At 40.8% G+C, this 12,795-nt stretch carries 10 protein-coding genes; 9 read left to right on the top strand and 1 reads right to left on the bottom strand.

The window, feature by feature from the left end:
• The first annotated feature begins 39 nt into the window (after nucleotides 1-39).
• The 8 genes from P20429_RS12515 (at nucleotide 40) to leuD (ending at nucleotide 9,738) form a co-directional block, all read left to right on the top strand.
• Entirely contained in the window at nucleotides 40-1,107 is a 1,068-nt protein-coding gene (locus P20429_RS12515) for a hypothetical protein (protein WP_007582215.1), read from the top strand.
• A 45-nt stretch (nucleotides 1,108-1,152) separates the two neighbouring features.
• The gene (locus P20429_RS12520) at nucleotides 1,153-2,220 is read left to right on the top strand and encodes a PD40 domain-containing protein (protein WP_007582213.1); all 1,068 of its coding nucleotides are present in this window, start codon (nucleotides 1,153-1,155) and stop codon (nucleotides 2,218-2,220) included.
• A gap of 45 nt (nucleotides 2,221-2,265) precedes the next feature.
• Nucleotides 2,266-3,336 (top strand): PD40 domain-containing protein, encoded by a 1,071-nt coding sequence (locus P20429_RS12525; RefSeq protein ID WP_007582211.1) that lies wholly within the window; start codon nucleotides 2,266-2,268, stop codon nucleotides 3,334-3,336.
• Nucleotides 3,337-3,381: 45 nt separating this feature from the next.
• Nucleotides 3,382-4,458: a hypothetical protein gene (locus tag P20429_RS12530; protein WP_007582209.1), complete on the top strand. Its 1,077-nt coding sequence runs from the start codon at nucleotides 3,382-3,384 to the stop codon at nucleotides 4,456-4,458.
• Between the two features lie 593 nt (nucleotides 4,459-5,051).
• Nucleotides 5,052-6,605: a 2-isopropylmalate synthase gene (gene leuA, locus P20429_RS12535; protein WP_002961090.1), complete on the top strand. Its 1,554-nt coding sequence runs from the start codon at nucleotides 5,052-5,054 to the stop codon at nucleotides 6,603-6,605.
• Entirely contained in the window at nucleotides 6,602-7,678 is a 1,077-nt protein-coding gene (gene leuB / locus P20429_RS12540; protein WP_007582207.1) for a 3-isopropylmalate dehydrogenase, read from the top strand. The genes leuA and leuB overlap by 4 nt, the downstream gene beginning before the upstream one ends.
• A gap of 60 nt (nucleotides 7,679-7,738) precedes the next feature.
• On the top strand, nucleotides 7,739-9,139 hold the full coding sequence (leuC, locus tag P20429_RS12545) for a 3-isopropylmalate dehydratase large subunit (RefSeq protein WP_007582204.1): 1,401 nt from the start codon (nucleotides 7,739-7,741) through the stop codon (nucleotides 9,137-9,139).
• Nucleotides 9,139-9,738: a 3-isopropylmalate dehydratase small subunit gene (leuD, locus tag P20429_RS12550; RefSeq protein WP_007582203.1), complete on the top strand. Its 600-nt coding sequence runs from the start codon at nucleotides 9,139-9,141 to the stop codon at nucleotides 9,736-9,738. The genes leuC and leuD overlap by 1 nt, the downstream gene beginning before the upstream one ends.
• Before the next feature lie 93 nt (nucleotides 9,739-9,831).
• Here the strand turns inward: leuD and P20429_RS12555 are convergent, their stop codons facing one another.
• Nucleotides 9,832-11,331, bottom strand: coding sequence for a DUF3360 family protein (locus tag P20429_RS12555; protein WP_007582201.1), 1,500 nt, complete (start codon nucleotides 11,329-11,331; stop codon nucleotides 9,832-9,834).
• 418 nt (nucleotides 11,332-11,749) lie between these two features.
• Between P20429_RS12555 and P20429_RS12560 the strand changes: the two genes are divergently transcribed.
• The gene (locus P20429_RS12560) at nucleotides 11,750-12,736 is read left to right on the top strand and encodes a hypothetical protein (RefSeq protein ID WP_007582199.1); all 987 of its coding nucleotides are present in this window, start codon (nucleotides 11,750-11,752) and stop codon (nucleotides 12,734-12,736) included.
• Nucleotides 12,737-12,795: the final 59 nt, after the last annotated feature.

The following is a 12,795-nucleotide window of genomic DNA, read 5'->3' as shown; positions in this document are numbered from 1 at the left end:
TTGGGCTTTTTTATTGAGTTTTTTAAAAAGGATATTTAAATGTTTTCGCCAAAAAGGCACTGTGTTTTTATATTAGTTTTCAGTTTAATTGTGTTTTTAACTGGTTGCTCAGAGCCATCATCGCAAAGTTCACCACAAGTAGAGGTTGATGTTGCTAAATACCCATGGGCTAAAGAGCACAAAAACCACCCAGAGTGGCCACTAGAAATACGTGAAGAGGTGTATGGCGATGCAGATACATTTTCAACCCCGCGGTTAATGTTCTGGAATAAATACAAATACAGTGAAGTACGCACGCTGTGGTCATCACGGTTAGATGGCTCAGACAGGCGCCGTATTATTCCAGAAGAAATTTTTACCCAACTGGAGCCTGCGGGATTGCATCCACCAGCACGCTCACCAGATAACCGTTATATTGCTATTTCGGGTTATATAAATGACCGAGCGACTCGCCAGTTATACGACACCAAAGAGAAAAAGCTAATTACTATGTCAGGCGGGGGTGGCTACCCGTGGTTTAATTGGACGTCAGACAGTGAAAACGTCATTTTTTACTCAGATGGCAAAAACTTTAATTACCATGTACCAACAGGGGAGCTAACCCCTCGACCTCAAATTCACCACAGCGGCGCTGCTTTTTTACTTCCGGAAGATAAAGAATTTTTAGCCATAAAGCACGATGGTTTTTGGATACATAAGTTTAATGGTGAAGTAGTTCGCAAAGTTAATTTTGGTTTTCCGCGTAAGTGGGAAATGAAAAATCCGCAGGTTTCACCCGATGGCAAATACTTGGCATTTATGACGCATGTTAGACCAAAAGCACATTTTCATTGGGTAAACATTGCAAACCCTGAGGTTAAGCATTCAGAGATAGGCGAGGGTGGTGGTACTATTTTTTCTCCAAAAGAGGACTATCAATTGGAATTTGTAGCAAAATTTTCAAAAGAACCTAGTAAAAATGGTTTCTATCCTTCAAAGCGTATAATAAGAACAAAAAATATAGTGACCGGTGAGCAAGCTGAGGCGCTGGTAAAAGAAAATGGTATTTGGGGTCTTGATACTTTAGGTCCAATAGCAATTACAAACTTAGCAGCACAGAGTAACTAATCATACATGCCTTTCTCTAAATAAAAGCCAAAAAGGATTTTAATAATGACGGTTTTAAAAAATCACAGCGTGCTTTGCGCCCTCAGCGTTTGTTTTAGCTTATTGCTAAGCGGTTGCTCAGAGCCCTCATCGCAAAGTTCACCACAAGTAGAGGTTGATGTTGCTAAATACCCATGGGCTAAAGAGCACAAAAACCATCCAGAGTGGCCACTAGAAATACGCGAAGAGGTGTATGGCGATGCAGATACATTTTCAACCCCGCGGTTAATGTTTTGGAATAAATACAAAGGCAGTGAAGTACGCACGCTGTGGTCATCACGGTTAGATGGCTCAGACAGGCGCCGTATTATTCCAGAAGAGGTATTTCAAAAGCTTGAATCTATTAGTATACATTCACCAGCACGCTCACCAGATAACCGCTATATTGCTATTTCGGGCTATATAAATGACCGAGCGACTCGCCAGTTATACGATACTAAAGAGAAAAAACTAATCACCATGTCAGCTGGAGGAGGTTACCCTTCGTTTAATTGGACTTCAGACAGTGACAACGTTATTTTTTATGCTAATGGTAAACATTACAATTACAACGTATCCACAGCCACTCTTACACAGCGCAAAATAATTTATTCAGATGAGCTGTTTTTACTCCCGGGCGATAAAGAGTTTTTAGCCATAAAGCACGATGGCTTTTGGATACATAAGTTTAATGGTGAAGTGGTTCGCAAAGTTAATTTTGGTTTTCCGAAAGCGTGGGAGATGAAAAACCACCGTATTTCGCCCGATGGCAAGTATTTAGCGTTTATGACTCATATTAGACCAAAAGCGCATTTTCATTGGGTGAATATTGCTAATCCGGAAATAAAGAACTCAGAAATAGGGGAGGGTGGTGGAGTGATATTTTCATTGGATGAAAATATCACGCTTAAATTTGGTTTTAACCCTATGGGCGAGGTTGATGAGCTTGGTAAACCTGTTACTTATAGCATTATCACTAGAACCAATATTTTAACGGGAGAGAAACGCATTACGCGTACTAAAGAAATGAATATTTGGGGGCTTAACGTATTAGCACCTATCGCTATCACCAACCAAAAAGCACAGAGTAACTAACCATACATGCCTTTCTCTAAATAAAAGCCAAAAAGGATTTTAATAATGACGGTTTTAAAAAAACACAGCATGCTTTGCGCCCTCAGCGTTTGTTTTAGCTTATTGCTAAGCGGTTGCTCAGAGCCCTCATCGCAAAGTACAACAAACACAACAGCCGTTGATGTTGCTAAATACCCATGGGCTAAAGAGCACAAAAACCATCCAGAATGGCCACTAGAAATACGCGAAGAGGTGTATGGCGATGCAGATACATTTTCAACCCCGCGGTTAATGTTTTGGAATAAATACAAATACAGTGAAGTACGCACGCTGTGGTCATCACGGTTAGATGGCTCAGACAGGCGCCGTATAATTCCAGAAAAGGTATTTCAAAAGCTTGAATCTATTAGTATACATGCACCAGCACGCTCACCAGATAACCGTTATATTGCTATTTCGGGCTATATAAATGACCGAGCAACCCGCCAGTTATACGATACTAAAGAGAAAAAACTAATCACCATGTCAGCTGGAGGAGGTTACCCTTCGTTTAATTGGACTTCAGACAGTGACAACGTTATTTTTTATGCAGATGGTAAACATTACAATTACAACGTATCCACAGCCACTCTTACACAACGCAAAATAATTTATTCAGATGAGCTGTTTTTACTCCCGGGCGATAAAGAGTTTTTAGCCATAAAGCACGATGGTTTTTGGATACATAAGTTTAATGGTGAAGTAGTTCGCAAAGTTAATTTTGGTTTTCCACGTAAATGGGAGATGAAAAATCCGCAGGTTTCACCCGATGGCAAATACTTGGCATTTATGACGTATGGGCGTAAAGATTTTCATTTTCATTGGGTGAATATTGCTAACCCTGAAATAGAACATTCAGATAAAGGCGATGGCAACGGTGCTATTTTTTCTCCAAAAGAGGACTATCAATTGGAATTTGTAGCAAAATTTTCAAAAGAACCTAGTAAAAATGGTTTCTATCCTTCAAAGCGTATAATAAGAACAAAAAATATAGTGACCGGTGAGCAAGCTGAGGCGCTGGTAAAAGAAAATGGTATTTGGGGTCTTGATACTTTAGGTCCAATAGCAATTACAAACTTAGCAGCACAGAGTAACTAACCATACATGCCTTTCTCTAAATGAAAGCCAAAAAGGATTTTAATAATGACGGTTTTAAAAAATCACAGCGTGCTTTGCGCCCTCAGCGTTTGTTTTAGCTTATTGCTAAGCGGTTGCTCAGAGCCATCATCGCAAAGTACAACAAACACAACAGCCGTTGATGTTGCTAAATACCCATGGGCTAAAGAGCACAAAAACCACCCAGAATGGCCACTAGAAATACGCGAAGAGGTGTATGGCGATGCAGATACATTTTCAACCCCGCGGTTAATGTTTTGGAATAAATATAAATACAGCGAGGTTTATACGCTTTGGTCATCAAAACTCGATGGCTCAGACAGGCGCCGTATTATTCCTGAAGAGGTATTTCAAAAGCTTGAATCTATTAGTATACATGCACCAGCTCGCTCATCTGATAACCGTTATATTGCTATTTCGGGGTATATAAATGATAGAGCAACTCGCCAACTTTACGATACTAAAGAGAAAAAGCTGATTACCATGTCAGGTGGAGGAGGTTACCCTTCGTTTAATTGGACTTCAGACAGTGACAACGTTATTTTTTATGCTAATGGTAAACATTACAATTACAACGTATCCACAGCCACTCTTACACAGCGCAAAATAATTTATTCAGATGAGCTGTTTTTACTCCCGGGCGATAAAGAGTTTTTAGCCATAAAGCACGATGGCTTTTGGATACATAAGTTTAATGGTGAAGTAGTTCGCAAAGTTAATTTTGGCTTTCCGAGAGCGTGGGAAATGAAAAACCACCGTATTTCACCAGACGGCAAGTATTTAGCCTTTATGACCCACGCTAGATCAAAGGCGCATTTTCACTGGGTGAATATTGCTAATCCTGAAATAGAAAATTCGGAAGAAGGAACTGGCGGCGGGATAATTTTCTCTCCAGAGGAAGATTATCAATTAGAGTATAGAATAAAGCACTCGCAAGAACGTGATGAAAATGGGTTTTATCTTTCTGAGCGTGTCATCAGAACAAAAAATATACTAACAGGTGAGCAAACAGAGGCGTTAGTTAAAGAAAAAGGAATCTGGGGCATGAGAACTTTAGTCCCAGTAGCAATTACTAACTTAGCAGTTCAAGATGTGAGGCGTTAACAATGCATGAATTAAGCAAAGGATCTGCAAGCCCAGTAGTTTACTTATTAACAGGATACTTTGAACAGAATGAATCGATTCTATTGATATGCAAGTAGGCTCAATATAGCTCAAATCACTTTGACTATTTTGTCGATAAAGTGAGTAATGGCACTTTTTAATTATTAAACATGGGATTACTTTATAAGCCCAGATAAAAATAATAAAACTTATCTAATCGAGGATCACTTTAAAGCCGATTTGATTATGGTGACAAGAAGCGTGTTTGGTATTTTTAATCTTGTTATTTAAGGTTTATTGGTTTTTATTTTCTTTATGGTTGTGTTTTAAAGGTGTTTTGTGGAATTTTTATGCTTGCTTCCGTCGCTTTGTAATGTTAAAAATAGGCTTCACTGAACACACACACAAGAAAACAAGATGCATATTATTCGTTTAATTACACTAAAACTTAACCTCTTACTGCTATGGCAAGTAAGCGGGGATTAGTGTGTTTGCATCGAGTTGAACACTAAAAACCCCGCAATTGCGGGGTTTTTTTTATCTCGCGGCTGGGATTAATTGAAATTTGGGTAACATAGGAATGAGGGGCAGTTATGCAAGAGCAAGATAAAGTATGGATTTTTGATACCACCTTACGTGATGGCGAACAGGCGCTTAAAGCGAGCCTTACTGAAGATGATAAAATTCAATTAGCACATACAATTAGCCGCTTGAATGTGGATGTGATGGAAGTGGGTTTTCCGGTTTCGAGCCCTGCTGATTTTCGCTCGGTGCAACGTATTGCAACCGAAGTAAAAGGCCCGATTATTTGTGGTTTAGCGCGCTCAGTTGCTAAAGACATTGAAGCCTGTGGCGAAGCACTTCGTACAGCTCAGCAAAGCCGTATTCATACTTTTATTGCTACAAGCCCTTTGCACCTTGAACATAAATTGCGTATGAGCCTAGATGATGCAACGGCAATGGCGGTTAAATCAATTAAATTGGCACGTAACTATACTGATGATGTTGAGTTTTCGTGTGAAGATGCCGGTCGTACGCCGCATTGGGATTTATGTAAAATTGTTGAGCAGGCCATTAATGCCGGAGCTTCAACTATTAACCTGCCAGACACCGTTGGTTTTGTAACGCCAGATGAGTACGCCGCGATGATCCGCCATTTAATGAATAACGTGCCAAATATTGATAAAGCGCGTTTAAGTGTGCATTGCCACAACGATTTAGGTTTAGCAGTAGCAAACTCAGTGGCTGCAGTGCAAGCCGGCGCACGTCAAATTGAGTGTACTATTAATGGCATTGGTGAGCGTGCTGGTAACTGCTCGCTTGAAGAAGTGGCGATGATCATGAAAATGCGCAAAGACCACTTAAAAGTATACACCGATATTAAAAGTGAAGAAATTTACCGCGCATCTCGTCAAGTGGCTAAAATTTGTAATATGCCAGTACAACCAAATAAAGCGATTGTTGGCGAAAACGCCTTTGCACACAGCTCAGGCATTCACCAAGACGGTGTATTAAAAGCGCAAAATACTTATGAGATTATGTCGCCAGAAAGCGTGGGTGTGCCAAGCAACCAATTAAATATGACTTCGCGTTCGGGTCGTCATGTTATTGAGCATCGCTTAGAAGAGTTAGGCTATCAAAAATCTGATTACGATATGGATGGCTTATATAAAAGCTTTATTGAGCTAGCTGACCAAAAAGGCACCGTATACGATTACGACCTTGAGGCGATGATTTACTTTAATCAAATTAACGACAAAGACGAAAAATACCAATTAGAATTTGTTAACTCAGCCTCTAACTCGCAATCGGTAGCAAGCTCTACTATTGGAATGCGAATTGATGGCGAAGCTAAACAAGAAGCCGCGACAGGTAATGGCCCAGTTGAAGCTTCGTTTGCAGCTATTGAGCGCTTAACCGGTATGAGCGTTGAAATGATTGAATATAACTTAGAAGCGACAGGCCAAGGTGCAAGCTCATTAGGCCAAGTAAATATTATAGCTAAATACGATGGCCGACCTTACCACGGTGCGGGCATTGCAGCGGATGTGGTTGAAGCGTCCGTACGCGCCATGATCCGTGTTTATAACTTAATTTATCGTGCACAAAAAGTGTCTGATTTAAAACAACAAAGGAAAGCAGGATGAGTAAAACAAACTACAGCGTTGCGGTATTAGCTGGCGACGGTATTGGTCCAGAAGTAATGGCAGCAGCAGAGCAAGTACTTGATGCTGTGAGCAATAAGTTTGGTTTTACCCTAAACCGCGAGCATTATGCAATTGGCGGCGCAGCCATTGACGAATTTGGTAAAGCATTACCAGAGAGCACGCTTACTGCATGTGAAAACTCAGACGCTATTTTATTTGGTTCGGTAGGCGGTCCTAAATGGGAAAACTTACCACCAAACGAGCAGCCTGAGCGCGCATCGTTATTGCCGCTTCGTAAGCACTTTGGTTTGTTTTGTAATTTACGCCCTGCACAGTTATTACCTGCATTAAGTGCAGCGTCGCCACTTCGCGCTGATATCAGCGAAAAAGGGTTTGATATTTTATGTGTGCGCGAGCTAACCGGTGGCATTTACTTTGGTGAAAAAGGCCGCAGTGGTGAAGGCGCAGAAGAGTTTGCATTTGATACGCAAACATACTCACGAAAAGAAATCGAACGTATTGCACGCTTTGCTTTTGAAGCTGCAAAACTACGTAGTAACCATGTTACCTCTGTTGATAAAGCCAATGTATTAGCATCAAGCGTATTATGGCGCGAAGTAGTAACTGAAGTAAGCAAAGACTACCCAGAAGTAAGCCTAGATTACATTTACGTAGATAACGCCGCTATGCAGTTAGTTAAGCAGCCTAGCCAGTTTGACGTACTACTTTGCGATAACTTATTTGGCGATATTTTGTCAGATGAGTGCGCCATGATCACCGGCTCAATGGGCTTATTACCTTCGGCAAGCTTGAATCAATCGGGTTTTGGATTGTACGAGCCAGCAGGCGGTTCAGCACCAGATATTGCAGGTAAAGGTGTTGCAAACCCAATAGCACAAATTTTAAGTGCCGCATTAATGCTACGTTACTCGCTAGGGCAAGACGAAGCTGCACGCACCATTGAAAAAGCAGTAGCAGAAGCCGTAGAAGCAGGCGTTGGCACACCAGATATATATCCAAATGCAGGTTACAGCACAAGCGATGTGGCAGCAGCCATCGTTTCACGCATTTAATAACATATTAAAGTTGCAGCACCGTTATGCTGCAACTCAAACAGATTAGGGAATTAGCAAGTGGCCCAAACGTTATACGAAAAAATTTGGCAAGCACATACCGTTGCCAGCATAAATGAGCAAACCGACTTACTTTATATTGACCGCCATTTAGTGCATGAAGTTACTTCTCCGCAGGCTTTTGCAGGTCTACGTGAAAAAAACCGTACTGTACGTTGCCCAGAAAAAACCTTTGCAACGATGGATCATAACGTATCGACTAAGAGCCGTTCACTTGATGCCGCAAGCGAAGTATCTAAAAACCAATTAATGGCGCTTGATAAAAACTGTAAAGAGTTTGGTATTGTACTTTACGATTTAAACTCGATTAACCAAGGCATTGTGCACGTAATGGGTCCAGAGCAAGGTATTACCTTGCCAGGCACAACCATTGTATGTGGCGATAGCCATACCTCTACACATGGTGCGTTTGGTGCATTAGCGCATGGTATTGGTACGTCTGAGGTTGAGCACGTATTAGCAACGCAAACGCTACAGCAAAAAAAGGCGAAATCGTTAAAAATTCAAATTAACGGTGTATTGCGTCCAACGGTTACTGCTAAAGATTTAATTATGGCGGTTATTGGCAAGTTAGGTACCGCTGGTGGCACAGGTTATGTAGCTGAATTTTGTGGTGCAGGCATTGAAGCGCTTTCAATGGAAGCCCGTATGACGCTATGTAATATGAGCATAGAAATGGGTGCAAAAGCGGGTTTAATTGCATCTGACCAAATTACTTATGATTATTTAAAAGGTCGTCCGTTTGCACCTAAAGGTGCAGATTTTGATGCAGCCGTTGAATATTGGGAAACTTTAAAAACGGATGAAGGCGCACACTTTGATTTAGTTGTTGAGCTAAATGCCGACGACATTCAGCCACAAATTACTTGGGGCACAAGCCCAGAGCAAGTAATTGGTGTTGATGAGTGCATACCTGATCCAGATAAAGAGCCAGATTTAATTAAAGCCGATGCTATTCGCAGCGCACTTAAATACATGGACTTAAAAGCGGGCGATAAATTATCAAGCGCGAAAGTAGACACGGTATTTATTGGCTCATGTACAAATAGTCGCATTGAAGACTTACGCGCTGCTGCAAAAATTGTTGAAGGCAAACATGTTGTAGCCGGCATAGAAGCATTAATTGTACCAGGCTCTGGCTTAGTTAAAAAACAAGCTGAAGATGAAGGCTTAGCCGATATTTTCAAAGCCGCTGGCTTTGAATGGCGCGAACCAGGTTGTTCTATGTGTTTAGCAATGAACGATGACCGCCTAGAAGCAGGCAAGCGATGTGCATCTACTTCTAACCGTAACTTTGAAGGTCGCCAAGGTCGCGGTGGACGTACACATTTAGTTAGTCCTGCAATGGCGGCAGCCGCTGCAATACATGGTCACTTTGTTGATATTAGAGGAGAAGCATAATGAGCGTATTTTTTAGTGGCTTAATGGCTCCACTTGATAAAAACAATGTAGATACTGACCAAATTATTCCTAAGCAGTTTTTAACATCAACTAGCCGCGAAGGTTTTGATGCGGCATTGTTTTATGATTGGCGTTACCTAGATAACGACGAGCCAAACCCTGACTTTATTTTAAACCGCCCATGCTACCAAGGCGCGCAAATATTATTAACGCGCGACAACTTTGGTTGTGGCTCATCTCGTGAGCACGCGCCATGGGCGCTGAAGCAATATGGCTTTGAAGTTATTTTAGCTGAAAGCTTTGCAGATATTTTCTTTAATAACTGTGGTAACAACCAAATGTTAGCCATAGCGCTACCTGCCGGTACGCTTGAGCAATTGTTTGTACTTAGCGAGCAGCACGACGATATTAACATTGAAATCGATCTTGAAAATCAAACACTAACAAGCAGTAAGTTTGCACTAATTAGTTTTGATATTAGTAAAGAGGTAAAAGAGCGTTTGTTAAGTGGCTTAGACTTTATCGGTGTAACCGAAACACTAAATCCACAAATTGATGCGTTTGAAAAACAACTAGCGACTGAGCGTTCTTGGCAGTAATTTCTTAACCGCGTGTATTAAAAATCACGTATTAAAAAGCACGGCAATTGCCGTGCTTTTTTGTGGGTAAATATTAGATGTGGTAGCTAAAGGTTAATGCCTAAAGTCAGCCATTAACGCAGGTATACCAGGTAACATGCCTACAATTGCCATTACAGTGGTAAGTAGCACAAACATAATAAGTGGAATCACCCAGCGGCTCATTTTAGTTAGCTCAGCGCTGCGCTCTTTACAGCCAATAAGCCCTAAGTTATCAAGTAGCATAGTAAGAGACCAACCAAAAGCAGGATTAACTAAGGTCGAAGCAAACACCACAATAGCGGCTGATTGCGTCGTTTTACCTTCGCGCGTCATTTCCATGCCAGCTTCAAGTAGCGGGATAAACACACCAACAATAAGCGCTACACACAATACAGGCTGCCAAATTGCTAAATCCATAGGGTAACCCCATAAACCAGCAATAATACAAAATAATGCAGTTAAAATAGCGCCAGCAGGGATAGGGCGTTTAGCAATAGCGGCAGGCACAATATAAGTACCCCAAGAGGAGGCAAAGTTAGCACCACCGGCAAGTGAGCCGAATGTTTGTCTAACCGATGCACTTAGCATGGTGTCGTCGATATTCATTTGTACTTTTTCAGTGCGTTGCGGATAACTTATTTTTTGAAATACTTGATGGCCTAAAAAATCAGGAGACCACATAGCAACGGCGAGCACTGCAAATGGGAGTACAACAACAAAGCTTTCAAGCGTTGGTAAACCTAGCATCCAACCCGTGTTTTCGCCCCACCAGTAAGCTGGGTTCATATTTGGTAAACCCGGTGCAGTATGAAACTCAAACGGTGCGCCTAAGGCAAAGGCAACCACGCCACCAATAAGGCAACTTAACGGCACGGCTAACCAACGCTTTTTAAAGTGCTCTAATAGCGCATACAATAAAATGGTGGCTAAAATAACAATAAACGCAATGTGTGCCATATCAATGGCTTCAGCCCAAGCAAACAGCTTTTTAACTTGCGAAATAGTACCAATAAAGCCTAAATAAATAAGTAGCCCGCCACATACACCTTTACTGGTTAGGCGCGCGAGCATACTTCCTCCCTTGGTTATGGCTAAAATAAAACCAAAGGCACCAATGAGTAAGCCAAACGCCATAGGGTGACCGCCAGCAGCAACAACAATAGGAATTAACGGAATAAGCGGGCCGTGAGTACCAGCCAAGTTGGCTGTTGGTAAAATAAAGCCTGAGAATAAGATGATAAAAATAGAAACAATGAGTAATTCGTAACGTACATTTTCTAAAACAAATGCATCGCTTAAACCAAGAGGCGCCGCAAAGGTTGCTGCAATAGCCCCCACCATAACGACTTTACCAATAGTGCCCGCCATTGCTGGTATGGTGTCTTCAAATTCAAATCGGTAATCTCTAAACGGTAAATTAGGACGCCAGCGCTTAGGCTGCATAATTTGTAATTCATGTTCGAGATACTCGTCGCGAGTATTAAACTCTGAACTCGGCTTGTGAAGTTGCTCGTAGCTTTGAGCATCCTTGTGCGTGTTTGATGGTGCATCACCGGGTGGTGTAGTTTGCATGCGCTCTCCTGCAACATTGTTGCTTAATCAAATAAATACGGCTTTTGTTAAAGCAAATGAATATTGAACATGCAGGGTAGATCAGCTCTTAGGCTGGGATGTATAGGCAAAAGGTCGTGCATGGTTGTTTTTAATACAGTTAATCTGACAATCAGCTTTACGTTAAAAATTATAAAACTACACAAAATGATTTAAAATTATTATAAATCAATGGCTTGTTTTTATTTTTAAAGAATTTGATCACTGTTTATAGCGGGAAGTAGTGTTAATGGCAGGTTATTATCCTTTAGTCTTAGTGGCTGTAAAAGCCGCTTTGTTTGAAAAGCTTATTGGTAGCAGCCGTTAATTTCGTTTTATTTGTGGTGAAATAATACTTCTGTTACTTTCGGATTGTTAATAACAACAATAAAGAATAGAGATGCAACTCAACTCCCCTAAATCAATTGGTATTTTACTTGGTACGCTTTACGGCATATTTATGCGGCTGTTTGTAGAGCTAGTCAATGCTTATAATTTAGGTAGCTTAGTCTCTATATCATTTATGTTTTTAGTGCCTGTTGCTATTGGCTATATTCGTATTCACTTTGAGTACAACGAATCAAAAACATTAACTAAAAGGCAAATGATCACGATTGCTTGGCAGCCTATTTTTGTTTTTTTATTTGTAAGTGTAATTACTTTACTTGAAGGGAGCATTTGTGTGGCAATGGCTTTGCCTGCTTTTATGTTTTTTGCCAGCATTGGTGGGTTACTTGCGGGCTTTGTTAGAAAACGTAAAATAAAAAAAGCGAATAGTTCTTTATTATCAATCGCGTTGTTACCTATATTGCTCTCACCTATTGAAGTTAACTTTTTACATTTATCAAAAACATACGAAGTAACAAATTCAATAGCTATTAACGCGCCCATCAATGTTGTGTGGCAGCAGTTAGCTAATGTGAGTGACATAAAACCACAGGAAGTGCCTTTTTCACTCACTCAATTAATTGGTGTACCAAAGCCATTAAAGGCAAGTATGAATGCTAGCGGTATAGGCGCTGTTCGCACAAGTACTTGGCAAAAAGGCGTTGTGTTTGAAGAAGTAATAACCGACTGGCAGCCAAACAAAAAAATGCATTATAGATTTGATATAGACCCAGATGCTATCCCCGATGACGCACTCGATAAACACGTAAAACTAGGCGGTGAATACTTTTCACCTCTTTACGGTGGATATGAGTTAAGTGAAGATAAAAGCGGCAATACGATTTTAACGTTAAAAACGACCGTGCAAGATAATACAAATTTTGGTGTTTATTCGCGAATATGGGGTGAGGTGATATTTCAAGATTTTCATCATTCACTTTTAACGTTGATGAAAAACAGAGCTGAAAAATCACTTATCGCAGCTGTTTCTTATAATTAGCTTAAACCATTGTGACTATAAAAAATATTACACGCTAAAAGTTAAAGCCTTTGCATTTG

It is taken from the genome of Pseudoalteromonas sp. BSi20429, from assembly GCF_000238895.1.
GTDB lineage: Bacteria > Pseudomonadota > Gammaproteobacteria > Enterobacterales > Alteromonadaceae > Pseudoalteromonas > Pseudoalteromonas arctica.
Note: the sequence above shows the minus strand (reverse complement) of the source record. Positions and strands in the feature narration are given on the sequence as shown.